Origin of the sequence: Neisseria perflava, assembly GCF_002863305.2 — a bacterium.
GTDB lineage: Bacteria > Pseudomonadota > Gammaproteobacteria > Burkholderiales > Neisseriaceae > Neisseria > Neisseria perflava_A.
Window position 1 is genome coordinate 177,273 of sequence record NZ_CP136962.1, and the last position, 26,001, is coordinate 203,273.

Genomic DNA, 26,001 nt, shown 5'->3' on the forward strand with positions numbered 1-26,001 from the left:
CATGTTTGATTTCGGTTTGGGCGAATTGCTGCTGGTCGGCGTTGTCGCCCTGATAGTGCTTGGCCCCGAACGTCTGCCGCAAGCCGCGCGCACAGCCGGGCGTTTGGTCGGTAAATTGCAAGGATTCGTCAATAACGTCAAGCAGGAACTCAACACTCAGGCTGAGTTGGACGAATTGCGCAAGGTAAAGCAGGAATTTGAAACCGCCGCATCTGAGTTTCGCGACGGTATCAAAGACTTGGGCAACGATGCACAAAAAAATCTGAGCGATATTTCAGACGGCCTCAAGCCGTGGGAACGCCTGCCCGAACAGAAAACGCCTGCTGATTTCGGTGTGGATGAGTTTGGCAATCCTCTGCCTGATTTGGCGCCAAGCAGCACTGAAAATGAAAGTGCGGCCCAAGTTCCTGAAGAGGGTGGGGCAGCGCAAACTCAAGAGCCTGTCGGGACTAAAAATGCCGAGTCCGAGCAAGACCGTGCTTGGCGTGAGTATTTGACGGCTTCAGTTTCCCCAGCTCCTGCGGTTGAAGTCAGCTATATTGAATCTCCTGTTGCCGATGTTCCTCCGCTGCATACGACTTCTTTGCGTAAGCAGGCGATGAGCCGCAAACGCGATATGCGCCCGAAATTCCACGCCAAGCCCAAACTGCGCGTCCGTAAGTAAAAAGTGAGTCAACCGGTGTCCGAACCTCAACACGAACAACCCGTCCAACCGCTTATCGAGCATCTTCTCGAGCTGCGTCGCCGCATGATGTGGATCGTCATCGGCATCGTCGTCTGCTTCTTGGGCATGATGCCGTTTGCCCAGCAGCTCTATACCTTTGTTGCCGAACCATTAATGGCCAATCTGCCTAAAGATACCAGCATGATTGCGACCGATGTGATCGCGCCGTTTTTTGTGCCGGTCAAGGTTACCTTGATGGCGGCGTTTCTGCTGTCGTTGCCGCACACGCTGTATCAAGTCTGGGCGTTTGTCGCCCCGGCTTTATACCAAAACGAAAAGCGTTTGATTACGCCGCTGGTGTTGTCCAGCGTAACGCTTTTCTTCGTCGGTATGGCGTTTGCCTATTTTCTGGTGTTTCCCGTTATTTTCAAATTCTTGGCCGGTGTAACCCCTGTCGGTGTCAATATGGCGACTGATATCGACAAATACCTGTCCTTTATTTTGGGCATGTTTGTCGCATTCGGTACGACGTTTGAAGTTCCTGTTGTTGTGGTGTTGCTTGCAAAAATGGGCATTGTTTCGACCGCTCAGCTTAAGAACGCCCGTCCGTATGTTATTGTGGGTGCGTTTATCGTGGCCGCAATCATCACTCCGCCTGACGTAATTTCCCAAACCCTGCTTGCCGTTCCGCTGATTCTGCTCTACGAAGCCGGTATTTGGTTCAGCCGTTTTGCCAAAGCGAAAACGCAGCAGGAAGATGAGGATACACCGCAACCACCGGCAGAAGTTTAAGAATCAAGGCCGTCTGAAGAATTTTTCAGACGGCCTTTGTATCATGGCACTTTCAGTTTTTAAGAAAAAGCATGATGGATGTTCGGTAAATCGTGCAAAAACGTTACAGCGCTAAATCTTTTAATGTGACTAAAAATTTCGACCGAGGATTTTGCCGAAATCGAAGCAGTAATGCGTAACAGTCCCTCATGCCTCAATGGTCTGTTGCTCTGAAGATGATTTCAATACCAAACTGCCGGAATTACGTTTGGAAAATGGGGTAATTTGTACCAAGGCATAAGCCGAAAATACTTGATTTTAGGTAATTGAAAAAATATTCGTTTCTATTTTATTAAAAAGTATGATGTCAGGCCGTCTGAAAATTAACTACTTTTCAGACGGCCTTTTTATTGTTCTTGTTTTTCTTTGTCCTCCTTATTTTCAAGCATCTTACAAAAAGGGTTTGGAAAAATAGGTGCTTATATTTTGGCCGGATTTAGCCGTACGATTTCATGGGTAAATGTGTTATCGTATTCATATATGTTAGAAAACATTAATAAATTTGTATTTTTCTTACAGAGAAAGGCTTCAAAATGGATGGATGGACTCAAACGTTGAGTGCCGGTACCTTGCTCGGTATCGCCGCCGCAGCGATTTTGCTGATCTTGATTTTGATTGTAAAACTGCGCGTTCATGCCTTGCTGACGTTGGTATTGGTCAGCCTGCTGACTGCTATCGTAACAGGCCTGCCTATGGGCAGTATCGTCAATGATGTGTTGGTCAAAAACTTTGGCGGCACGCTCGGCAGCGTAGCGTTGCTGGTAGGTTTGGGCGCAATGCTCGGCCGTTTAGTGGAAACTTCCGGCGGTGCCCAATCTTTGGCGGATGCGCTAATTCGGATTTTTGGTGAAAAACGTGCGCCGTTTGCCTTAGGCGTGGCTTCTTTGATTTTCGGTTTTCCGATTTTCTTTGATGCCGGTTTGGTGGTGATGTTGCCGATTGTGTTTGCAACAGCACGCCGCATGAAGCAAACTGTTTTGCCCTATGCGTTGGCATCTATTGGCGCATTTTCGGTCATGCACGTCTTCCTTCCGCCTCATCCCGGCCCGATTGCCGCTTCTGAATTTTATGGTGCAAATATTGGTCAACTGCTGATTTTGGGTTTGCCGGTTACCTTGATTACTTGGTATTTCAGCGGCTATTTATTGGGTAAAGTTTTGGGTCGCAGCATTCATGTGCCCGTTCCTGATCTGCTCAGCGGCGGTACGCAAGATAACGACCAACCGAAAGCGCCTGCAAAAGCATCTACAGTCATCGGCATTATGCTGATTCCTATGTTGTTGATTTTCTTGAATACTGGTTTGTCTACTCTGATCAGCGAGAAAATGGTCAGTGCGGATGAAGGCTGGGTGCAGTTTGCGCGAATGCTCGGTTCGACACCGATTGCTTTGCTGATTTCTGTTTTGGTGGCCCTGTATGTATTGGGTAGCAAACGTGGCGAAAAAGCCAGCGCTTTGGAGAAAACCATTGATGGCGCATTGGGCCCGGTTTGCTCGGTTATTTTGATTACCGGCGCAGGCGGTATGTTCGGCGGTGTATTGCGTGCCTCTGGTATCGGTAAGGCTTTGGCCGACAGCATGGCTGACTTGGGTATTCCTGTTTTACTGGGCTGTTTCTTGGTGGCTTTGGCTTTGCGTATTGCGCAAGGTTCTGCGACCGTTGCATTGACTACCGCTGCCGCATTGATGGCACCGGCCGTTGCGGCGGCAGGTTTCAGCGATTGGCAGATTACTTGCGTGGTATTGGCGACGGCGGCTGGTTCCGTTGGGTGCAGCCACTTTAACGACTCAGGCTTCTGGCTTGTCGGCCGTCTGTTGGATATGGATGTACCGACGACCTTGAAGACATGGACGGTCAACCAAACACTTATCGCACTCATCGGTTTTGCTTTATCGTCAGTATTGTTTATCTTGGTTTAATCGAAAACGGCCGGCGGATAGTGTTTTTGAGATAACACAATCCGCCTGTTTTCAAATACCGTTAAAATCCAGATAAACAAGGAGTAGAAAAATGACGACACATTTTGTCATGATGGGCGTGTGCGGTTGCGGTAAAACCACGGCCGCACTCTCATTGCAAAAATATCTTGATCAATGTCCCTATGCCGAAGGCGATGATTTCCATACCCAAGCCAACCGCGACAAGATGGGTGCCGGTATTCCGTTGACGGACGAAGACCGCTATCCTTGGCTGGGCAATTTGCGTGACTGGATGACGGAGCAGGCAAAAAACGGGGAAAAATATTCCATCGTTACTTGTTCCGCACTCAAGCATCACTATCGAGATATTCTGCGTTGTGCGGAAGGGAAGGTGGCTTTTATTCATCTGACTCCGCCTCAAGCAATCAATCTCGAACGTATGCTGTCGCGCCAGGGGCATTATATGAAAGCCGGAATGCTGGATTCGCAGCTGGAGATTTTGGAAGAGCTGGGTGCGGATGAGTACGGTGTCAAAATCGACAATCCGGGTACGCCTGAAGCCGTTGAGGCAGATATTGTGAATTGGGTAAAAGCGCAAGGCTTGATTTAATAATGAACAGAAATGAAAAGGCCGTCTGAAATCTTTCAGACGGCCTTTTTTGATGAGATTTAGAATGTTTTTTGCGAATCAAGCAATAAGGTAACCGGCCCGTCATTGCAAAGGGATACCTGCATATGGGTTTGGAATCTGCCGGTTTCGACAGTCAGTCCATGTTCGCGTAAAAGTTGCGCAGTATATTGATAGAGTTTATCCGCTTGTTCGGCAGGGGCAGCATTGGAGAAGGACGGACGGCGGCCGCTGCGCGCATCGGCGTAAAGAGTAAATTGGGAAACCAATAATATCGAGCCGCCGACATCTTTGAGCGATAAATTTAATTTGCCGTTTTCGTCTTCAAAGATACGCAGGTTGGCGGTTTTGTCCGCAATGTATTTGGCGTCTGCTTCTGTATCGGTATGGGTAACGCTGAGCAATATCATAAATCCGTTGTCGATTTTGCCGCAGGTTTCGCGGGAGTTTTCGGACAAAACGTCAACTTTGGCTTGGGTAACTTTTTGGATAACGGCGCGCATGATGTTTTTGGATATAAAGAAGTTTGTGAAAAAGAGCGTAAAAGACACGCCCTTTGGGTTGGAGTATGGTTTCAGACGGCCTGAAACCATTGAATCAATTTACGGATTAATGCCGTTTTCTTTTAAGATGCGTTCGATCTGATTATTAACTTTTTGCCGTTTGACAGCTTGGGCAATTTGGTTGCGTACCAGCTCGAAAGGTTCGGCATTCGGATCATGCTCTACTGCACTGAGTTTAAACAGATAAAAACGGTTTTCCATTTGAATCGGCTCGTGCGTTACATCGCCCCGGTTCATGTCGGCAAAAGCAACGGCCAGTTGGGGAGGGAGCTGTTGCGGAGAAATGAAGCCGTCAAATTCTTGTTCTGGGTTAGGATAGCGCTTCATCAGCTCTTCGAATGACAAGCCTTTTAGCAGCAGTTCTTGCGCGGCGCGTACTTCGTCGGCTGAGGCAAAGCTGACTTGTTGCAGCTTGATAATGCGTGTTTGCTGGTCGTAGAAACGGCGCAACTCGGCATCGTCAACTGCGGTTTGACGTTCTAGATAAGCAGCGTATTGGTTGGCATAGAACTCAGCTTCAACGTTTTTGAACTGATTCTGTACTTCCGCATCTTTGTCCAAACCAGCTTTGAAGGCTTCATTTTTCAATATTTCCAAAGTCTGCAAGCGTGTAACCACATCTTTGCGGATTGCCTGACCATCGGGTTTGGCAGTTTGGTTGGGATGCTGGTCGGCCTGTCTCAATACTTCGGCAACCATGCTGTCGATGCGGGCGGGATCGATATCAGGTGCTTTGGCGGTTGCCAAACCGATCGTCGACAGGGCGAGGATAGCCAAAACGGCAGTTTTGGGCTTGATGTTCATGTGAGTTCCTTTTGCCCGCCGCTATCACGGCGGGCACGTTATATTATTTGTTGACTTTGATGCTGGCTTTTTTCAGCAATGATTGAATGGCCGCATCAACACGGGCTGCCTGTAAGTCGCTGCCAATCTCGTTTTTAGCGGTTTCGTAAGAAGGCACGGTAACGTTACGACGGTCATTGACATAGAAAACGGCATACAAATTACCGTTTTGCAGCGGCGTTTTAGTGTGCGCACCTTTTTTCAGGTCTTTGACAGCAGCGTAAAGCGGAGGAGCTGATTCTTGCAAATCTTTAAGCGGAACATAAGCTTTAGGGATGCCGCCGGCTTTTTTGGCCGCTTCGTCAATTGAGTATTGGTTCAATACCGAAACAAAGCTTTTTTTCGCGTCCAAATCGGCAATGGCTTTTTGGGCATTGCTGCTGCTGTCGGTTAAGATTTCGCCCAGTTGGACTTCCTGAGTACCTTTATAGAAGTTGCTGAAGTCGTTGTAAGCGGCTTTGACATCTTTTTCTTGGACAGGATATTGACGGACGATATGCGCCGCGAAAGCTTGGCCTAACAAATCATTTTCGAAAACTGCCCATTCGGTTTTGAATGTGGCTTTTTTATCTGCGCCTTGCTTGGCGGCATCGGCACGCGCTTGCTCCAATGCAGTTTTGAATTCAGCGCTTTGATCCAGTTTTAATTTTTTAGCTTCTTGGGTAACAACAGTGCTGATAACTTGGCGTTCAGTCAGCATTTGACGCAATTCAGGAGTGTCTTGAACGTTCGGGTTGCTGGCGCGTACGGAAGCAACTTGGTCATCGATAACGCTGCTGTCGATGGCTTGACCGTTGACGGTCACCAAAGTTTGGGCAAACAGGGTGCCGGTAGTCAGGGCAAGCATCAAGGCTGAAGCAAAGTAGGTTTTTTTCATCGTATTTCTCTTTTAAATAATGATTGGAAATAAATTAATGATTAGAAATCAAAGTTTAAGAGTAGTAATCTTAATGGAAGTATTCGTCCGGCGTGGCCGCTTTGATACTGAGTGCATGAATCAGGCCGTCTGAAAACAGGTCTTGTAAAAGCTGCTTAATCATACGTTGCCGCTGGAGTCGGCCAATGTTCTCAAATGCGTTGCTGACCACTACTATGGCGTAATGCCCTCCACCTTTATTACCGGCATGGCCGGCGTGCAGATGGCTTTCATCTTCAAAATCGAAGAACTCAGGCTCAAGCGCCTGCAGGCGTTCCTCGATAATTTGACGCATATTGCTCATTTGAACACGGCTTTAAAGGGTTTAATCAATACTTCTGCGTATACGCCGGCATCGACGTAAGGGTCTTGTTCAGCCCATTCTTGTGCAGCGTCCAAAGATTCAAATTGAGCCACGATCAGGCTGCCGGAAACGCGTTCCGGATTGTCTGGTAGAGGATTGGGGCCGGCAGTCAGCAGACGGCCTTGCGCTTTCAATTCTTCCAAGCGTGCCAAATGAGCAGGGCGGGCTGCCATGCGTGCTTCGTGGACATCTTCGGCATCAGTGGCCAAAAGCGTAAAATATTCCATTATTGATCCTCCTTAGGCTGGAAACGCATCAGATACATACCCTGTGCGATGGAAAAAATGATTGTGAAACCCAATGTGCCGAACAGTTTGTAATTGACCCATTGGTCTGGAAAATACGTAAAGACAAAGAGGTTGGCCGCACCCATAAAAATTAGGAAGCCAATCCATGCATAAGTCAGGCGTGTCCATACAAAATCAGGGAGTTGCATTTCTTTGCCCATGACGGCTTTAAGCCCGTTTTTACCGGCAAGATGGCTGAACAGCATGACGATCGCGCCGATCCAAAACAGAACGGTCGGTTTCCACATGATGAAGCGGTTATCTTTCAGTAAAATCGTTGCACCGCCAAAAAAGACAATCAAGATCAGGCTGATCCATTGCATGGTGTCCAGCTTGCGGTGTTTCCAAAAGGTCAGCGCAGCTTGGGCTATGCCGACTACAACCGCAACAGCCGTTGCGGTAATCATGTCTTTGGTGATGATGTATGTAATGAAAAATAAGAATACGGCGAATAAGTCGCTCAAAACCTTCATATGTTAATGATGAAACTAATTGAGTAAATGCTAATCATACAGGGAGATGTGTTTTTTTGCACCTTTCCCTATGACTTTAATACCACATATATCCATATGAAATATTTGTTTTGGGTTGGCGAAATTTGTAAAAAAGAAACACAAGCATGCAAAAGTAATAGATTTGCTAAGGAATTTTAGGCTGAATAACCTCTATTGCTTGGCAGGAATGGGTTAAAAATATATCATGACGTAATATCTAGTAAATATATGGTTAAATGCGCGCACATTGGTCAGTACCATAATTTCCGAACAGGGGATCAGTTTTGAAAAAACATCACAATATTAAATTAATTACAGCTTCTATTGCTTTAATGACATCGCTCAGTGCCTCTGCAGGTTTGGGTGGCTTGAACGTTCAATCTCATTTGGGTGAGCCTTTTACAGGCAGTATCACTGTGACTGGCGAGGAAGCTCAGGCTCTGCTTAATGGCGGTAAGGCCACTATTTCAAATGGCAATTTGCGCGCGGCAGTACGCAAATCAGGCGATAAGGCAGTCGTTACGATTCGTTCTTCCAAAGCCATTAAAGATCCTGTTTTGGTTTTCCAAGTAGGTGTCGGTGCGCAATCGCGTGAATACACCGCTATTATCGATCCGGCCGGATATGATTCTAAAGATGCTGCATCTGTTCGTACTCGTCCGGCTGCTGAATCTCAATCCTCCGAGCCGACGCGCAATGCCCAACAGCCTGCAACAAAAAACAATAAAGCATCAGGCAATCAGGTAGCTCAAGTGCGTAAAGATGCGCAACGTAAGGCTGAGAAAAAACAAGTTCAGACGGCCTCTGCTAAAAACGATACGGCCGTACGTTCAGGCAGACAGCATTTGGTACGTACGGGTGAAACCCTGATTGCCATTGCGTCCAGCATCCGTCCGCAAGGTATGACCTTGGATCAAACCATTCAAGCGTTGGTTAATGCTAATCCGGATGTGTTTATTGATAACAATGCCAACCGTATGTTGGCAGGTAAGGTGCTGAATATTCCAAACCGTAGCGAATTGCAACGTTTGGCTGCTTCTGCTCCTGTTAAAACTAATACGGCAACAGAAAAAGCCAATGAAACCGCTAATGCAACAGAGGCTAAAACAGAAAAACCTGTTGTTCAGCCTGAGGCTCAAACTGAAGCCCAGGTTAAAGATGCCGGCGCAAACCCTCCGCAACAGGAAGAAGTGAAACAAGCTTCAGCTGCGCAAACAGAGCAAGCAGCATCTGCGGCTGTCAATGAAAATGCGGCATCAGCAGCTCCTGCTTCCGATGTTCAAGATGTTATGGCTTCCGATAATCAAGAGAATGTATTGGCTTCGGAACCTGTTGCTACGACTGATTCTGCTGCAGAGCCGTCAGAGAGTGAATCAGATGGTAATTTGTGGAAATGGTTGTTGGCAGGCGGCGCAGCCCTTATTGCTGCTTGGTTGTTGTTGAGAGCTGCCGGTAAACGTAAAGACGAGCCGAAAGCCGCGTCTGCAAGCCGTAAGGATGAAGAAAAGCCTGTACAGAAAAGTGTTGCTGCTTCAGCCACCGCTGCGGTTGCCGCAAGCAAAGTAACGCCGTCTGAAAAAACTCAAGAAGGTTTGCTTGTCGAAGATGATTTTGAAGATGATGTCGTTATCAATGAAGTAGAAGAATCTTCCAATGTTGACGATGTCAAACTTGACTTAGGCAAGATTGACCATAGTCAGGCAGGCATTCTTTCCAGTGCGGTAACGCATGATGCAGAAACAGAGCAACGTCGTCATGCGGATTGGGACAATATCGAATCAACAGAAAGCGTGTACGAGCCTGAGCCGGAGAATCCGTATCAGCCGGTATCTGTTGTTATGCCTGAGCGAAATGAAGAGCCGCTAGAGTTTACAGTAGAAACGCCTGAAAATTCAGACGACCATGTGCCGCCATTCGATGTCAAGCAAGATCAGGACGTGCAAATTCAAGAAACCAAAGAAGAAGCAGAGAAAGAAGAAGCTGCTTCAGAGTTTGTGATTGAAGAAGGTGCATTGGAATGGGAAGCTGAAGATGTTTCAGTAGCTGCCGATAAAAGCAATAGCGAAAGAGGCTTTGTTTCAGAATCAGTCGGTATGACTGCTCCGCTCGAGGCTAAATATGATTTGGCCAAGATGTATATCGAGATCGGTGATCCTGAGGCAGCTCGCGAAACATTGCAAGGGCTGATTGAAGAAGCTGAAGGCGATATTCTATATAAAGCCCAAAAACTGATGAAAGAACTTGGCGCATAAGTGTCAGTCAAATGAAGATGCCGTTTCAGACGGCATCTTTTTTATGGTAAATTAAAAGATGAGATTTGGGCCGAATCCATTTTTAGATATGACAGTATTGCATGGCAGTTCTATGGTGGACGAAGATAAAGGCCGTCTGAAATATATGATGAGAGGCGTGTGATGATCACGCCTTTTAATATTTGTTATTTGAGCGTGGACAACAATATCCATTTATAAGAAGTATAAGAAATGACCGAACAAACGAATACAACAGGAAGTTCCATTCAGCGTTGGGCTTTAACCCTCTCTTATGACGGGAGCCGTTTTTATGGTTGGCAAAAACAGGCCGGAGACCTGCCGACTGTTCAGACGGCCTTAGAGCAGGCATTAACTTCAATAGCAGGAGAGCAGATTAATACGATTGTTGCAGGAAGGACGGATACGGGTGTGCATGCGACAGCTCAGGTCGTACACTTTGATACATCTGTAGGCCGTCCGGAGCAGGCGTGGGTGCGTGGAGTCAATGCGCATTTGCCTGACGGTGTGGCTGTATTACTTGCGCAAAAAGTTGCACCGCATTTCAATGCCCGATTTGATGCTTATGGCCGGCATTACCGTTACTTGCTGGAGTCATCTCCAGTTCGCTCTCCGTTGTTGGTCGGCAGGGTGGGGTGGACGCATTTGAAATTAGATTTAAATCTGATGAGGCAGGCTGCTGCTTTATTGGAGGGTGAACATGACTTCTCCAGCTTTCGTGCGGCAGAGTGCCAGGCAAAATCGCCTATAAAAACGCTGTATAGGTCAAGTATTAGTGGGACTCCTCGTTATTTGTGCCTTGATTTGCATGGAAATGCATTCTTGCATCATATGGTGCGCAATATTATGGGCGCATTGGTATATGTAGGAAGTGGCAGAATAAGTGTGGATGAATTTCAGTCAATCTTTCATGCAAGAAGCAGATTGAAAGCGCCTCCGACCTTTATGTCTGACGGTTTATATTTGACAGGCGTTGATTATCCTGATGAGTTTGGGGTGGTAAGACTGCCTCTGCCTGAGTGGATGAGTGTTTTGGGTAATGGTTTTCAGACGACCTGACTGCGGACTGTTGGTATAAAAGCAACAAAATAGCGTGATTGATGTGTAAATTGATAAAGTGTTGTAAAAATGCAAATCTTGGTTTTAAAGAAATTTATCATTGATTTTAAATAATAAATTTCCATTATTTGGGTTATCTCCACCTTTATTTGGTTTCTGCGGTAGCGGAGGTTGGTCGAATAAAGTTTGTTTTTTTAGAGAGGAGCAATTATAGTAACAGTCATGGAATCGCTGATTCCAGCGATAAAGTAAGCCTAAGCGGATTGTCCGGTCTGCTTAAGTTATTTCTTCACAATAGAAAAGGAATACAGCAATGAAAAAATCTCTGATTGCTCTGACTTTGGCAGCTCTGCCTGTTGCAGCTATGGCTGATGTGACTCTGTACGGTCAAGTTAAAGCCGGCGTTGAAATTTCTAAAGTAAAAGAAGGTAAGACTACTTCTAAAACTGCTACTGAGATTGCTGACTACGGTTCTCGCATCGGCTTCAAAGGCCACGAACACTTGGGTAGCAACTTGAATGCTATTTGGCAAGTTGAACAAAACACTTCTATCGCCGGTGGTGATTCTGGTTTCGCGACCCGTGAATCTTTCTTGGGCTTGGAAGGCGGTTTCGGTAAAGTTCGTGCTGGTAAATTGGATACTTCTCTGAAAAACAGCAGCGACAGCTTCGACCCTTGGGAATCTAGTAATGCTAACGCAGACGCTCTGCAATTGGGTAAAATCAAACGTGTAGATACTCGTAAAGTATCTGTACGTTACGACACTCCTGTGTTTGGTGGTTTCAGTGCAAGCGTACAATACCAACCTCGCGACAATGCTAACCCTAGCGACAAATACGATCACGCTGTGAAAAGCCGTGAATCTTACGACTTGGGCTTGAACTACGAAAATTCTGGTTTCTTCGGTCGCTACGCTGGTTCTTATGCTAAACGTGCTGACTTGACTTCTGGTTACCTGGATGCATTCAACCACAACACTACTTTGGCTGCCGGTACTTACAAAGATCACCAAGCTCACCGTCTGACTGCTGGTTACGATGCTAACAACCTGATGGTTGCTGTTGTAGGCCAATACGAAGGCTTTAAAGCTGACGTAGCTGGTGCTAAGAAAAACGAACGTACTGAAGTTGGTGCAACTGCTGCTTACCGCTTCGGCAACGTAACTCCTCGTGTTTCTTACGCTCACGGCTTCAAAGCTAAAGAAGAAGGCGTGAAACAAGAGAACAGCGCGTACAACCAAGTTATCGTTGGTGCTGACTACGACTTCTCTAAACGCACTTCTGCCCTGTTGTCTGCCGGCTGGTTGAAAGAAGGCAAAGGCGATGCTAAATACGAGAAAACTGCTGGTACTGTTGGCCTGCGTCACAAATTCTAATCTGATTTAAGATTAGTCTGAAAAAGAGCCTGTTTTATACAGGCTCTTTTTGTTTTCGTAGGGAGTGTATTTTGTTATTGCAGGAGCAGATTAAAGTATTTTCGATATTTTTTCAGACGGCCTATGGGAATCTAAACCGGGTTATATTCTATTAAATATATGCCAAACAAAATTTTGGAAATTGTTTTGAGTATTATTATAAATAAGTTAACAATATAAAGATGGTTATTGAATTAAGTTGATTTTCCTATATTTCATGTCTACTAATAAAAGATTTATTTTTATAGTTCTAAAGTATTATTAGCATGTAGAATTTGGTTTTAAGATTTGTAAATTTGATTTTAATCAAATTATTGCCGATAGATGATTCATATAATATAAGTGTTTAGAGTATCGATATATCGGGAATAGCCATGTCCTGTCTTGAAATGAAGTGCTTAAGTGGCATTTGGAAACGAATCCTTGTGCTGTTTGCTGTATTTTCTATGATGATAGTAAGCCTACCTGCTTACGCAGAGCGCTTGCCTGATTTCTTGGCAAAAATTCAGCCTTCTGAAATTTTTCCTGGTGCTGATCGTTACGGCAAACCTGAAGGTAAGCCTTTGGTTGCTCGTGTATATAAAGGCGAAGAGCAGCTTGGCTTGGTTTATATCACGACTGATGTGGTCAATACGCGTGGTTATTCGAGTAAGCCGATTGATACGATGGTCGCATTGGCCAATGATGGCACTATTGCGGGAGCAAAATTGGTTGAACACCATGAACCAATTATGCTGATTGGTATTCCGCAATCCCGTGTCGATAAATTCATTGATAAATATATTGGCTTAAATTTTATTAAAAATCCTCCTCAGCCAGGTGTGGCTCCTGCTGATATCATCAGCGGTGCGACTGTAACGTTGATGGTGATTAATGACAGTATTCAGCGTTCTGTCAAATCGGTTATTCATCAATATCATTTGGGTACGGATAAAGCGACTCAAGCCGGTGCTGCTGCCGCTTCTGGTGAGCAGGCTGCAAATGAGCCTGCGGTTCAAACCCGTCCCCGTCGTGCTGTGAATCCTGATAAACAAGACATTCAGTCTTGGAATGCGTTGTTAGAACAAAAAGCTGTTGGTCATCTGCATATTTCTGTTGACGATATCAACAAACTGTTTGAAAAAGGCGGTAAAGCCGGTGTTGCAGATCATGCAGAGCAGGGAGATGGTAACGATACATTCGTTGATTTATATGTTGCTTTGGTCAGCCAACCTTCTATCGGTAAAAGCCTTTTAGGTGAAGCCGGTTGGAATAATCTGCAAAAACGTTTGCAACCAGGTCAACAGGCAATTATGGTTGCCGGTGAAGGCCGATACTCTTGGAAAGGCTCAGGCTATGTGCGTGGCGGTATCTTCGACCGTATCGAAATGATTCAGGGCGATACCAGCTTCCGTTTTACCGATGCACAACATGAGCGTGTAGTTGCTTTGGCAGCGGAAGGTGCGCCTGCATTTAAAGAGGTTTCTTGGTTTACTATCCCTGAAGGTGTGGAATTTGATGCTGCCGAGCCATGGCGTTTACAACTGATGATTCAACGTGTGTTGAGCGTTAACGATAAAGCTTTCGTAACTGCAGATTTGGATTACGAATTGCCAAAAGGCTACTATGTCGATGATCCAAAAGCACCACCTGTTGAAATCAGCGCGCCGGTTGAGCAAGTTGCGGCTGCAGCTTCAGCACCTGAAAGTACGGGTATTGCCGAAGATGCGACTGCCGGTGATGATGGTGTTTCCAACCAACTTTGGAAACAAGTTTGGAAAGCCAAACAAGGTCAAATTATTGTTGTCGGTATTGCTTTGACAATTCTCCTGTTGGTATTCTTGTTCCAAGACTGGATTGTACGTTACGAAAAATGGTATGACCGTTTCCGCCTCTGCTTCCTGACATTTACCCTGGTTTATATTGGTTGGTATGCGCAAGCGCAATTATCGGTTGTCAATACATTAACCTTGTTCTCCGCAATTTTGACTGAATTCCACTGGGAATTCTTCCTGATGGATCCGCTGGTGTTCATTCTGTGGCTCTTTACAGCGGCAACTATGCTGTTGTGGAACAGGGGTACGTTCTGTGGCTGGCTGTGTCCTTTCGGTTCATTGCAGGAGTTGACCAATCGCCTTGCTAAAAAACTGGGCGTAAAACAAATTACTGTGCCACATCTGTTGCATACGCGCCTGACAGCCATTAAATATGTTATCTTCTTCGGTTTGCTGGCTATTTCCCTGTACGACTTGGGCACTGCTGAAAAATTTGCAGAAGTTGAACCTTTCAAAACTGCGATTATTTTGAAATTCATGCGTGAATGGTGGTTTGTTATGTTCGCCGCCGCTTTGCTGATTGCAGGCTTGTTCATCGAACGTTTCTTCTGCCGTTATCTGTGTCCTTTGGGTGCAGGTATTGCATTGCCGGGCCGCTTCCGTGTGTTTGATTGGCTGCGCCGTTATAAAATGTGCGGTAACCCATGCCAGATTTGTACACACGAATGTCCCGTACAGGCAATCGCACCTGAAGGCGACATTCATCCGAACGAATGTATCCAATGTCTGCATTGTCAGGTAATGTATCATCACGATACGCGTTGTCCTCAAGTAGTGGCAACGAATAAGAAAAAACAAAAACAAGCGGCGGCAAAAGCTGAACAGCATGATGCGGCAGCGACGCAAAATGCTCAAGAACAAGTCGTCCAGTTTGTTAAAAAAGAATCGGCAATCAGTGTCGACAAGTAGTAATTTATCAATAAAAAAGAGGGCTGTATCGGCAGCCCGACTTAGAAAATTTTTCATCGGCAGGCCGTCTGAAAAATCGGCCGCCAGATTTTATCCAAGGAGTGTCGTATGTCAGACGAAAAATTAGAACAAAACGGCTTAAGCCGTCGTTCATTCTTAGGTACTGCCGCTGCTTCCGGTGCAGGTATTGCCGGTGCCGGTTTGTTGGGCTTGGCCGGTTGCTCTAACGGCGAGGGTGATAAAGCTGCTGCTTCCGGTGCTGCACCTGCCGAAAAAGCCGCTGCTCATTCTGCCGAGCCGGGCAAACAAACTTCCGAAGTCGGTCCGGGCGAACTTGACCAATACTACGGTTTCTTGTCAGGCGGTCAATCAGGCGAAATGCGCTTGATCGGCGTACCTTCTATGCGTGAGTTGATGCGTATCCCTGTATTCAATATGGATAGCGCTACTGGTTGGGGTCGTACCAACGAGAGCCTGCGTATTTTGAATGAAAAAATTACGCCGGAAACCCGTAAATTCCTGCAAGACAGCGGTCTGCGCTGCTACCCTAACGGCGACTTGCACCACCCGCACTTGTCTTTTACCGATCAAACTTACGACGGCCGCTATGCATATGCCAACGATAAAGCAAATAACCGCGTTTGCCGTATCCGCTTGGATGTGATGAAAACCGATAAAATCGTTGAAATTCCAAACGTTTCAGGTGTTCACGGTCTGCGTCCTCAACGCTATCCGAAAACTGGCTACGTATTTGCCAACGGCGAGCATATCGTTCCTGTTGACGGCGTAGGCAAATGGGATGATCCTAAAACTTGGAATGCCGTTTATACTGCAGTTGACGGCGAAACCATGGACATCGCATGGCAAGTATTGGTAGACGGTAACTTGGATAATGGCGATGCCGACTACCAAGGTAAATACTCTTTCTCTACCTGCTATAACTCTGAACGCGCTCTGACTGTACAAGGTGCTTCTTCTAACGAGCAAGACTGGTGTGTGGTATTTAACCTGGCCGCCATCGAAGAAGGCATCAAAAAAGGCGACTTCAAAGAAGTTAACGGCGTGAAAATGTTGGACGGTCGTGCGGAAGCCAACTCTCCATACACTCGTTACATCCCGGTTCCTAACTCTCCTCACGGCTGTAATGCAAGCCCTGACGGCAAATACATCATGCTCAACGGTAAACTGTCTCCAACCGTTACCGTATTGGATGTCAGCAAACTGGATGACTTGTTTGCAGGTAAAATCAAAGAGCGCGATGTTGTCGTAGCCGAGCCTCAACTGGGTCTTGGCCCATTACACACTGCATTTGACGGTCGCGGCAATGCCTATACCACATTGTTTATCGACAGCCAAATGGTGAAATGGAACATCGACGATGCGATTAAAGCCTATAAAGGCGAGAAAATCGATCCGATCAAACAAAAACTCGACGTTCACTATCAACCTGGCCACAACCACACTACCATGGGCGAAACCAAAGAAGCCGACGGTAAATGGTTGGTATCTTTGAACAAGTTCTCTAAAGACCGCTTCTTGAATGCCGGTCCTTTGAAACCTGAGTGTGACCAATTGATCGACATCTCCGGCGACGAAATGCGTCTGGTGCATGACAATCCGACTTTTGCCGAACCACACGACTTGTGCTTGGTTGCCGCGTCTAAAGTAAACCCAAGTAAAACTTGGGACCGCAAAGACCCATGGTTCTGGCAAGAAGCTTTGGAACAAGCTCAAAAAGACGGTGTTGAGCTTGAAAAAGCTGCCAAAGTCGTACGTGAAGGCAACAAAGTACGCGTGTACATGACTGCCGTTGCGCCTGCTTACAGCGTTCCTCAATTTGAAGTGAATCAAGGCGACGAAGTTACCGTATATGTAACCAACGTTGAGACCATTGAAGACTTGACTCACGGCTTTACTTTGGAAGGTTATGGCATTGCTATGGAGATTGGCCCGCAAGCTACATCTTCTGTAACCTTCAAAGCTGTCCGTCCAGGTGTACACTGGTACTACTGCCAATGGTTCTGCCACGCATTGCACATGGAAATGTCTGGCCAAATGATTGTTAAACCAAAATAATTTCGGTTTGATGATTTAATTCTTCAGGCCGTCTGAAAAAACATTCTTTCAGACGGCCTTTATAGCAAAGTTGTTTGTCGGCCGATATGGCCACAAAATGAAAGCCATCATCAGACAGCTTTGCTATAACACCAAAATACCTGTTTCCGCATCGGTTTATCATGCGGCAAGCAGGCCGTCTGAAATAGAGATATGATTATGACGCACACACAAATCCATCGTTCCAAATGGCAACGTGCCGCACTCGTATTGCTGCTTGGCAGCATGGTTCAGACGGCCTTTGCCGCAGTCATCAACGTATCCACACAAGACAATCTCAATGATGCTTTGGCGCGCGCCCAAGCCGGCGATACGCTCAAGCTTGCCTCCGGTACATACAAAACCAAACTCTATATCGACAAACCCATTACCATCGAAGGCCCTGCCGACCGTTCCGCCAAGATTGTCGGCGACCGGAGCGGGAGGACGGTTGCCGTTCATGCGCCTGATGTAACTTTGCGCAATCTGACTGTTTCCCATTCCGGTATGAGTTTGCCGGCAATGGATGCCGGTATCTATTTAGAAGAGACGGCAACGCGCGCGCTGGTGGAGCATAACAACATCATTGACAATTCCGTCGGCGTGTATATTCACGGTGCGGCAGAATCCATGGTGCGGGAAAATAAAATCATCGGCGATGCAAACCTGCGCGTCAACGAACGCGGCAACGGCGTAACCGTCTGGAATGCGCCCGGTGCGCAAGTGGTCGATAACGATATTTCCAAAGGCCGTGACGGTATTTTTTCAAATACCAGTACTCATAATACCTACAAAGGCAACCGCTTTAGCGACTTGCGCTTTGCCGTCCATTATATGTACACCAATGACAGCGAAGTCAGCAACAATATCTCCGTCGGCAACAATATGGGTTATGTGCTGATGTTTTCCGAACGCCTGAAAGTGTATGGCAACATTGCCGTTGGCAGCCGCGACCAAGGCATTATGCTCAACTACGTCAATTATTCCGAAATTCACGATAATGTGATCAACAAGGCAGGCAAATGCGTGTTTGCCTACAATGCCAACTACAATAAAATTTTCGACAACCATTTTGAAAACTGTCAAATCGGTATTCACTTTACCGCGGCCATTGAAGGCACAAGCCTGTTCAATAATTCGTTTATCAACAACGAAAGCCAAGTCAAATACGTCAGCACCCGTTTCCTTGATTGGGGCGAGGGTGGTCGCGGCAACTATTGGAGCGATAACAGCGCCTTTGACCTTGACGGCGACGGCTTCGGCGACAGTGCCTACCGTCCCAATGGGATTATCGACCAAATCATCTGGCGCGCACCCGTCGCCCGGTTATTGATGAACAGCCCTGCCATCAGCATTGTCAAATGGGCGCAATCTCAATTTCCCGCCATCCTGCCCGGCGGCGTAATTGACAGCAAGCCTTTGATGAACCCTGTCCGCAATAAAACGACAACCAAATACGAAGCCATGAAGGACGAATTGCTGCATGAAGCAAAAACGCACCAATCCGAATGGGGTAATGCCGAAAACGGTGCGTTGACAGGCGGAAATGCCAATATGTAACCTTTCAGACGGCCCAATATCAAAGGCCGTCTGAAACATTCACTAGAGGAATATCCATGAGCAGTACCAACCACGTTGAATTAAGAAACGTGACCAAGCAGTTTGGCAGCCAAAAGGCCGTCAACCAAGTCGATCTGGTTCTCAAGGCTGGCGAGAGCGTCGGCATGGCAGGACACAACGGTGCAGGCAAATCTACCATTATGAAGCTGATACTCGGCCTGATTACGCCGACCGAGGGCGAAGTGATGCTTTTGGGAGAGCCGACCGGCAGTAAAGCAGGGGCGCAGCGTCGCAGCCAAATCGGTTACCTGCCTGAAACGGTTGCATTGCACCCTTCATTGACCGGTATCGAAACCATGGATTTCTATGCCAAACTAAAAAAACAGCCCCTGAGTAAAAACCGCGAATTGCTCGAGCGTGTCGGCATTTCCCAGGCCGCACGCCGCCGTGTCGGCACTTACTCTAAAGGTATGCGTCAACGCCTCGCTTTGGCACAAGCCTTGTTGGGCGAGCCTAAAGTTTTATTGTTTGACGAGCCAACTACCGGCCTTGATCCGGCTTCACGTCAAATGTTTTACGAAGTTGTGCGCGAACTCAATGGGCGCGGCGCAACCGTATTGCTCAGCACCCATGCACTGGCCGAGCTTGACGGCCACGCCGACCGCATCATCGTTATGAAAAACGGCGTGAAAGTTGCTGACGGCAGCATGGATGAGTTGCATGTTCAAAGCGGTCTACCGCTGACCGTCAACGTCCGCTTGAAAGAAGCGCGCCCGTTGAGCGAGCGTTGGCATCCGCTTTCAGACGGCCTGTCGTATAAAGCGCAATGTAAAGCCGAAGAGCGTATGGGACTTTTGAGCGAATTGGGTGATTTGGGCAGTCTTGCCTACATCGATATCCACACGCCAACACTTGATGATATGTACGCGCAATTCTTGAAGAGGGAAGACGTATGAACCCCGTTTGGATTATTACCGGCAAAGAAGTCCGAGACAGCCTGCGCAACCGTTGGGTTCTTGCCGCCGCACTTTTGCTTGCCGCATTGGCACTGTCATTAGGCTTTCTCGGCAGCTCGCCTACCGGTTCGGTCAAGGTTGATCCCTTGACGGTAACTGTAGTCAGTCTGTCCAGCCTGTCTATCTTCTTGATCCCGCTGATTGCGATGTTGCTCTCTTATGATGCACTGATCGGCGAAATCGAGCGCGGTACAATGGCGTTGTTGCTAAGTTACCCCATCTCGCGCAACCAAATCCTTGCCGGTAAATTTATCGGCCACCTCATCATTCTTGCCCTTGCTACCACCGCAGGCTACGGATTGGCAGGTATTACCCTTCAGCTTGCCAACGGCGGTTTTGATATTGCCGCATGGCAACCTTTCGCCCTTTTGATTGCTGCCAGCGTGATTCTTGGCGCAGCCTTTTTGTCCATGGGCTATTTGATCAGCGCAAAAGTTAAAGAACGCGGTACAGCCGCCGGTATCGCCATCGGCGTATGGCTGTTTTTTGTCGTTATTTTCGATATGGCGCTTTTGGGTGTTTTGGTTGCCGATACCGAACAAGTCATTACCGCGCCTGTAGTGGAAACCGTTCTTTTGTTCAACCCCGCAGACATTTACCGTCTGCTGAACCTGACGGGTTACGAAAATACAGCCATGTATGCCGGCATGGCAGGTTTGAGCGAACAAATCAGCCTGAGTATGCCTATTTTGCTGACGGCTCAGGTATTATGGGTTATCATTCCTTTGATTTTAGCCGCCTGGATTTTCGGAAAGCGACAAATATGAGAAAAATATTATTGACAACCTTCACACTCATCGCATTAGCAGCCTGCAGCAAGCAGGATAACAGCCCTCCGCCTGCGCCCCAACAAATCAGCGACAGCGCAGTCGGTCATTACTGCAGCATGAATTTGACTGAACACAACGGCCCTAAAGCGCAAATCTTCTTGAACGGCAAACCTGACAAACCGGTTTGGTTTTCCACTATCAAGCAGATGTTCGGTTACACCAAACTGCCCGAAGAGCCTAAAGGCATTCATGCCATCTATGTTACCGATATGGGTAAAGTCAAAGATTGGGAAAAACCCAATGCCGACACTGAATGGATAGATGCGAAAAAGGCCTATTACGTTATTGAAAGCAGCTTTATCGGCGGCATGGGTGCGGAAGATGCGCTTCCGTTTGCCGACAAGGCTCAGGCTGAAAAATTCGCCAAAGAAAAAGGCGGCAGAGTAGTCGGTTTTGCAGAGATGCCCGACGAATACATTTTCAAATAAAACAACCAATAAAGGCCGTCTGAAACAGTTTCAGACGGCCTTTGTGTTGGAAGCTGTCGATTGATGATTTAATGAATGCGGCTTTCAATATAAAGATAAAAAATCTAAGGAATACTTTATGTCCACCCCTTTAACGCGTCGCCGCTTCATTGCCATCGCCACCACACTTGCCGCCGGTGCCGGCATTCCCTTTGCCATCAGCCGAAAAACCAATCGGCCGACTCATTCAGCCGGCCCGAATCAAGAAGGGCAGCCTGTTATCTGGAAAGGGATTGCATTAGGCTCGGGTGCAGAATTGCGTTTGTTCGGTATTGGGCGCAGGCAGGCGGAAATATTGGTCAACAAAGTATTGGCGGAAGTTTTACGGTTGGAAAAAATCTTCAGCCTGTATCGGGACGACAGCCTAATCAGCCGTTTAAACCGAGAAGGCCGTCTGAAAAATCCGCCATCCGATTTTTTACAGCTGCTCAGTATCAGCCGAGATATCCATCAGCTGACGCAAGGTGCATTTGATCCTAGCATTCAGCCATTGTGGAATCTGTATGCCGATCATTTCAGGCGAAACCCAAAAACCGAAACGCCACCATCTGAGCGCAGTATCAAAGACACGCTTAAATTAGTGGATTTCAACAAAGTCGATTTTGATACCAAAGAAATCCGTTTTGCCCAAAAAGGCATGGGCTTGTCGCTCAACGGCATTGCGCAGGGCTATATCACTGATAAAGTAGTCGAGTTATTAAAGCAGCAAGGCGTTACCCAGGCATTGATTGATATGGGAGAGATTTACGGCTTTGATAATGCCAACCAGCGCGAGTGGAATGTCAGCATTCGCAATCCCGACCAAGAAGACCAAATCTTGACCACCATTGCCATGAAAAATCAAGCGTTTGCCACATCGGGCGGCTATGGCACGGTAATGGACGAGGCAGGCAAATTTACCCATCTGTTTGACCCGCGCACAGGCGGAAGCCAGCCGCGTTATAAAAGCATGAGTGTCATGGCGGAGAGTGCGGCGGTTGCCGATGCCTTTTCTACCGCATTCTCCATTATGGATGAGGCGGCCATCCGTACTGCGGCTCAAGTTAAAAAGGCACAGGTTTGGCTGGTGATGCCGAATAATGAATTGAAGAAGATTGGAGACTGAGGGAAGGGCGGCCTTGCCTGCAGTTTTGACTATGTGTATAGGGCAGGGAAGGCTTGATTGCTGAAAAAATAGAAGATAAAAAAGAAGGGCTGCCCAAGGGGGCAACCCTGAAACTCTTGCAGCTGGGAGTAATTAGCAAGAGATTACGACACTTAAAACAAAAATTCACTCATTTCAAAGCACGAAGCTTTAATATCTAAGCAAAACGGTATTTCGACCGCTCAAACCCCTTCGATACGGAGAAACACAACATAATATGGGAAAATCCGACAAAGTGGTTTGAAGCAATTCAGATGAACGGTCTGTAATGCGGACAACCGGATGTCTTTAGATGAGCGGTATAATATCAGGATAAGCGGAACATTACTAGTGAATATTATAAAAAAGTAGAATAATTCATTTAGTGATTGATTCTATTGAATAAAAACATGATTTCTTATTGAACTTTTTTACAACATATTGATTTGGTTTAAAAAGGGAATTATGTAAGTATTTGGCGTTAATCAAAAAACTTGTTTTGAGCTTTGAGAAGAGATAAGCAATAGAAAAAGGCCGTCTGAAGGTTCAGACGGCCTTTTTTCAAAAAGTTACTTATTTGGTTGCAGAAGCAGTAGAAGCAGCTTCGGCTTGAGCGCTTGCAGCTGCGTTTTCACCCCATGCAGCAGGATATTTGTAACCGGCAAAGCGTTTTTGTGAGTAAGCTTTGAACTCGTCAGAGTTGTAGGCTTCGGTTACATCTTTCAGCCATTGGCTGTCTTTGTCGGCAGTGCGGACGGCAGACCAGTTAACGTAGGCAAAGCTTGGCTCTTGGAACAGGGCTTCAGTCAGTTTCATGCCGCTGCTCATGGCGTAGTTGCCGTTAACGACGGCAAAGTCAACGTCGGCACGGCTGCGCGGCAGTTGGGCGGCTTCGAGTTCTACGATTTGGATGTTTTTAGGATTCTCGGCAATATCGTTTTTAGAAGCAGTCAGCGGATCAACGTCGGCTTTCAGTTTAATCCAGCCCAATTCGTTCAACATAACCAATGCACGGGCAAAGTTAGATGGGTCGTTAGGTGCAGAAACGCTGACGCCGTCTTTCACTTCGTCCAAAGATTTCAATTTGCCAGGATACAGGCCCAAAGGTGCGGTCGGTACTTGGAAGGCTTCAACGATGTCCAACTTGTGTTCCTTTTTGAAGTCATCCAGATAAGGTTTGTGTTGGAAGATGTTGATGTCCAACTCGCCTTCAGCCAAAGCAAGGTTGGGGCGTACATAGTCGGTGAACTCGATCAGTTTGACTTTATAGCCTTTTTTCTCCAAAGCCGGTTGGATTTGGTCTTTTACCATATCGCCGAAATCGCCGACGGTTGTACCGAAGACGATTTCTTTTTTCTCTGTACCGTTGTCGGCAGAAGATGTGGCAGAAGCAGCAGGCGTACTGTCTTTTTGACCGCCGCAGGCAGCCAGTACGATGGCCAGCGCAGCGGCTGAAAGGGTTTTGAAGAATGTGTTGGTTTTCATATTTTGCTCCTGATGGATGATAAAACGGTTTCAGACGGCCTCAAGCTGCCGCCGTTAAAAAAGAGGAATTGTAAATCTATTTTGGAAATATGAGGACGTTTTTTGTAAATTTATTTGGAATATATGCCCTAAATAGATAACAGGCCGTCTGAAAAATAGTAAGTCCATTTCAGACGGCCTGTTTGCTTAACGTTTATCCAGTTTGCGTGCCAATCTGTTGCCGATACCTTGAATAAGGATAACGAGTAAAACCAGGATGGCGACGATGAAGATGATGACTTCCATTTGATAGCGGTAGTAGCCGTAACGGATGGCAAGGTCACCCAAACCGCCACCGCCGATCATACCTGCCGCCGCGCTGTATGACAGAAGGCCGATAGCCAATACTGTAATGCTGGAAACCATACCAGCGCGTGCTTCATTCAAAAGCACTTTGCAGATGATGCTCATGGGGGAAGCACCCATTGCGGAGGCCGCTTCAATCACGCCTCTGGGTACTTCGCGCAGGTTTTGCTCGACCAGGCGGGCGAAGTAGAACAGGCCGGATACGCTCAATACCAATGAGGCGGCAACCGGGCCGATGGTCGTGCCGATGATGGCGCGTGTAACAGGAATCATGGCAATCATCAGGATGACGAAAGGGAATGCACGCATCAGGTTGACCAGGTTGTCTAAAAACAAATTCAGCTGTTTGTTGTAGTGCAACTGATGACTTGATGTCACAAACAGCAATACGCCCAAAACCGTACCGAAGATAACGGCGAAAGTAGTCGATAGGCCGACCATAATAAAGGTTTCGCCCAAGGCTTGGATAATTTCGCCCTTCATGCTGACGATGGTCGCAACAGCACTTTCAAATGTTAAATCTGCCATATTAGTCCTCTCGAATCAGCTCTTGCCCGATTTCGGATTGGGCATGGATTTGGTTGCCGTGTACTTCAACGATTTCCAGCAGACGGCCTTTGTCCAAGAGGGCGGCACGGTCGCACAGGCGGCGGATAACGCTCATTTCGTGGGTAACGATGACGATGGTTACGTTGAAACGTCGGTTGATGTCTTCCAAACACTTCAAAACGCTGCGCGTAGTGGCTGGGTCGAGGGCGGAAGTGGGTTCGTCGGCGAGGATGACTTGAGGTTGCGGCGCCAGCGCACGGGCAATGCCGACACGTTGTTTTTGACCGCCGGAAAGTTGGGACGGGTAATGGTTGGCGCGGTCTTGCAAGTCGACGATTTCCAAACATTCTTCAACACGCGCTTGGATTTTTTTAGACGGCCATTTGGCAATTTCTAAAGGAAAAGCGACGTTTTCGGCAACGGTACGGTTGCTCAATAGGTTGAACTGTTGGAATACCATGCCGATGTTTTGTCTGGCGTGGCGCAGTTGCGTGGCGTTGAGCGCGGTCAGCTCTTGGCCGTATACGCTGACGGTACCTGTATCCGGACGTTCCAATAAGTTAATCAGACGCAGTAGGGTGGATTTGCCTGCACCGGAGTAGCCCATCAGGCCAAAGATTTCACCCTGTTTGATTTCGAGGCTGGTCGGCTCGACAGCGACAAAGTCTTTTTTGTCGCGTGTTTGATAGTGTTTGGAGACGTGATCCAGAATAATCATGGTTTATCCGTGTTTTCTTTAATTCGTGTGGCCATCAGGGTGTGCAGACGGCGGTTGTCGGCGCGTGCGACGGTAAATTGCAGGCTGCCGATGATGACTTTTTCGCCGCGTACGGGCAGGTGCCCCAATTCTTGAATGACCAGGCCACCGATGGTGTCGGCTTCTTCGCTGCTATATTCCGTGCCGAAAAAGGCGTTGATGTCTTCGATTTCGGTTGCGGCGTGGATGCGCCAGCGTTCGGAAGAAACGGCGTGGATATTGTCGGCGCTGTCGTCTTCGTCAAACTCGTCTTCGATGTCGCCGACGATTTGCTCGATGATGTCTTCAAAGGTTACCAGGCCGGATGTGCCGCCGTATTCATCGATGACAATCGCCATGTGGTTGCGCTGTTCGCGGAACTCTTTTAAAAGGGAGGCCAGTGACTTGCCTTCGGGAACGAAAACGGCAGGGCGCAAGACGGATTTCAGGTGGAACTGCTCGGGGTTAAACATATATTTGAGCAGGTCTTTGGCATGCAAAATGCCCAAAACTTCGTCTTTGTCTTCGCCGATGACGGGGAAACGTGAATGGGCGGTTTCGATGATGTAGGCTGTGATGCGCTCGATGCTGTCGTTTTCTTTCAATACGTTCATGCGGCTGCGCGTAATCATGGCATCGCGCACTTCCAGCTCGGCAAAGTCCAATACTTTTTCCAGCCGGGTCAGTGTGTCGGCATCAAAAACTTCCTGTTCGTGCGCTTGGCGCAGTAGGGTCAATACGTCTTCGGCGGAGTCGGGCTCGCCGGCAAGTCGGGAGATCAGGCGTTCGAAAAACTTGGGTTTCGACTGCGTACCGTCCAT

At 47.3% G+C, this 26,001-nt stretch carries 24 protein-coding genes; 14 read left to right on the plus strand and 10 right to left on the minus strand.

Annotated features, from left to right (window positions below):
• Position 1: 1 nt before the first annotated feature.
• The 4 genes from tatB (at position 2) to CYJ98_RS00825 (ending at position 4,024) form a co-directional block, all read left to right on the plus strand.
• Positions 2-664: a Sec-independent protein translocase protein TatB gene (gene tatB / locus CYJ98_RS00810; RefSeq protein ID WP_101755915.1), complete on the plus strand. Its 663-nt coding sequence runs from the start codon at positions 2-4 to the stop codon at positions 662-664.
• A gap of 15 nt (positions 665-679) precedes the next feature.
• Entirely contained in the window at positions 680-1,456 is a 777-nt protein-coding gene (tatC, locus tag CYJ98_RS00815; protein ID WP_039862097.1) for a twin-arginine translocase subunit TatC, read from the plus strand.
• Positions 1,457-2,028: 572 nt separating this feature from the next.
• The gene (locus CYJ98_RS00820; protein WP_070814810.1) at positions 2,029-3,414 is read left to right on the plus strand and encodes a GntP family permease; all 1,386 of its coding nucleotides are present in this window, start codon (positions 2,029-2,031) and stop codon (positions 3,412-3,414) included.
• A 91-nt stretch (positions 3,415-3,505) separates the two neighbouring features.
• On the plus strand, positions 3,506-4,024 hold the full coding sequence (locus tag CYJ98_RS00825; RefSeq protein WP_101755916.1) for a gluconokinase, GntK/IdnK-type: 519 nt from the start codon (positions 3,506-3,508) through the stop codon (positions 4,022-4,024).
• 59 nt (positions 4,025-4,083) lie between these two features.
• Here CYJ98_RS00825 and dtd read toward each other — a convergent pair whose 3' ends face one another.
• The 6 genes from dtd to CYJ98_RS00855 all read right to left on the minus strand — a co-directional run bounded on the left by dtd (position 4,084) and on the right by CYJ98_RS00855 (position 7,488).
• Positions 4,084-4,545: a D-aminoacyl-tRNA deacylase gene (gene dtd, locus CYJ98_RS00830; protein ID WP_101755947.1), complete on the minus strand. Its 462-nt coding sequence runs from the start codon at positions 4,543-4,545 to the stop codon at positions 4,084-4,086.
• Positions 4,546-4,644: 99 nt separating this feature from the next.
• Positions 4,645-5,409, minus strand: a complete 765-nt coding sequence (locus tag CYJ98_RS00835; protein WP_101755917.1) for a peptidyl-prolyl cis-trans isomerase — start codon at positions 5,407-5,409, stop codon at positions 4,645-4,647.
• A gap of 43 nt (positions 5,410-5,452) precedes the next feature.
• Positions 5,453-6,325 carry a peptidylprolyl isomerase gene (locus CYJ98_RS00840; RefSeq protein WP_101755918.1) on the minus strand — a complete coding sequence of 291 codons (873 nt, stop codon included), beginning with the start codon at positions 6,323-6,325 and terminating at the stop codon, positions 5,453-5,455.
• A gap of 70 nt (positions 6,326-6,395) precedes the next feature.
• Complete coding sequence (locus CYJ98_RS00845; protein WP_070460214.1) at positions 6,396-6,668, minus strand: BolA family protein; 273 nt, start codon at positions 6,666-6,668, stop codon at positions 6,396-6,398.
• Complete coding sequence (locus CYJ98_RS00850) at positions 6,665-6,955, minus strand: YciI family protein (protein WP_101755919.1); 291 nt, start codon at positions 6,953-6,955, stop codon at positions 6,665-6,667. Before CYJ98_RS00850 ends, CYJ98_RS00845 begins: the two co-directional genes overlap by 4 nt.
• Positions 6,955-7,488: a septation protein A gene (locus tag CYJ98_RS00855; protein ID WP_101755920.1), complete on the minus strand. Its 534-nt coding sequence runs from the start codon at positions 7,486-7,488 to the stop codon at positions 6,955-6,957. Before CYJ98_RS00855 ends, CYJ98_RS00850 begins: the two co-directional genes overlap by 1 nt.
• Positions 7,489-7,841: 353 nt before the next feature.
• On the opposite strand from CYJ98_RS00855, the gene CYJ98_RS00860 reads away from it, so the two are divergent.
• From CYJ98_RS00860 to CYJ98_RS00905, 10 genes are all read left to right on the plus strand, one after another.
• Positions 7,842-9,761, plus strand: coding sequence for a FimV/HubP family polar landmark protein (locus CYJ98_RS00860; protein ID WP_101755921.1), 1,920 nt, complete (start codon positions 7,842-7,844; stop codon positions 9,759-9,761).
• Between the two features lie 231 nt (positions 9,762-9,992).
• Entirely contained in the window at positions 9,993-10,838 is an 846-nt protein-coding gene (gene truA / locus CYJ98_RS00865) for a tRNA pseudouridine(38-40) synthase TruA (RefSeq protein ID WP_101755922.1), read from the plus strand.
• 313 nt (positions 10,839-11,151) lie between these two features.
• A complete protein-coding gene (porB, locus tag CYJ98_RS00870) occupies positions 11,152-12,213 on the plus strand; it encodes a trimeric porin PorB (RefSeq protein WP_101755923.1) in 1,062 nt (353 codons plus the stop codon).
• 485 nt (positions 12,214-12,698) lie between these two features.
• Positions 12,699-14,975 (plus strand): NosR/NirI family protein, encoded by a 2,277-nt coding sequence (locus CYJ98_RS00875; protein WP_101755948.1) that lies wholly within the window; start codon positions 12,699-12,701, stop codon positions 14,973-14,975.
• A 108-nt stretch (positions 14,976-15,083) separates the two neighbouring features.
• A complete protein-coding gene (gene nosZ / locus CYJ98_RS00880; protein WP_036493194.1) occupies positions 15,084-17,051 on the plus strand; it encodes a TAT-dependent nitrous-oxide reductase in 1,968 nt (655 codons plus the stop codon).
• Positions 17,052-17,249: 198 nt separating this feature from the next.
• A complete protein-coding gene (locus tag CYJ98_RS00885; RefSeq protein ID WP_419150074.1) occupies positions 17,250-18,629 on the plus strand; it encodes a nitrous oxide reductase family maturation protein NosD in 1,380 nt (459 codons plus the stop codon).
• Positions 18,630-18,685: 56 nt separating this feature from the next.
• The gene (locus CYJ98_RS00890) at positions 18,686-19,585 is read left to right on the plus strand and encodes an ABC transporter ATP-binding protein (protein ID WP_004519672.1); all 900 of its coding nucleotides are present in this window, start codon (positions 18,686-18,688) and stop codon (positions 19,583-19,585) included.
• Positions 19,582-20,412: an ABC transporter permease gene (locus tag CYJ98_RS00895; protein ID WP_004519673.1), complete on the plus strand. Its 831-nt coding sequence runs from the start codon at positions 19,582-19,584 to the stop codon at positions 20,410-20,412. The genes CYJ98_RS00890 and CYJ98_RS00895 overlap by 4 nt, the downstream gene beginning before the upstream one ends.
• Positions 20,409-20,903, plus strand: coding sequence for a nitrous oxide reductase accessory protein NosL (locus CYJ98_RS00900; RefSeq protein WP_004519674.1), 495 nt, complete (start codon positions 20,409-20,411; stop codon positions 20,901-20,903). Before CYJ98_RS00895 ends, CYJ98_RS00900 begins: the two co-directional genes overlap by 4 nt.
• Before the next feature lie 118 nt (positions 20,904-21,021).
• On the plus strand, positions 21,022-22,047 hold the full coding sequence (locus CYJ98_RS00905; protein ID WP_101755925.1) for an FAD:protein FMN transferase: 1,026 nt from the start codon (positions 21,022-21,024) through the stop codon (positions 22,045-22,047).
• A 591-nt stretch (positions 22,048-22,638) separates the two neighbouring features.
• On the opposite strand, the gene CYJ98_RS00910 is transcribed toward CYJ98_RS00905, so the two are convergent.
• From CYJ98_RS00910 to CYJ98_RS00925, 4 genes are all read right to left on the minus strand, one after another.
• The gene (locus CYJ98_RS00910) at positions 22,639-23,550 is read right to left on the minus strand and encodes a MetQ/NlpA family ABC transporter substrate-binding protein (RefSeq protein WP_101755926.1); all 912 of its coding nucleotides are present in this window, start codon (positions 23,548-23,550) and stop codon (positions 22,639-22,641) included.
• Between the two features lie 186 nt (positions 23,551-23,736).
• Positions 23,737-24,423 (minus strand): methionine ABC transporter permease, encoded by a 687-nt coding sequence (locus CYJ98_RS00915; protein WP_101755927.1) that lies wholly within the window; start codon positions 24,421-24,423, stop codon positions 23,737-23,739.
• A 1-nt stretch (position 24,424) separates the two neighbouring features.
• On the minus strand, positions 24,425-25,162 hold the full coding sequence (locus CYJ98_RS00920; RefSeq protein WP_070583450.1) for a methionine ABC transporter ATP-binding protein: 738 nt from the start codon (positions 25,160-25,162) through the stop codon (positions 24,425-24,427).
• Complete coding sequence (locus CYJ98_RS00925; protein WP_070843481.1) at positions 25,159-26,001, minus strand: HlyC/CorC family transporter; 843 nt, start codon at positions 25,999-26,001, stop codon at positions 25,159-25,161. Before CYJ98_RS00925 ends, CYJ98_RS00920 begins: the two co-directional genes overlap by 4 nt.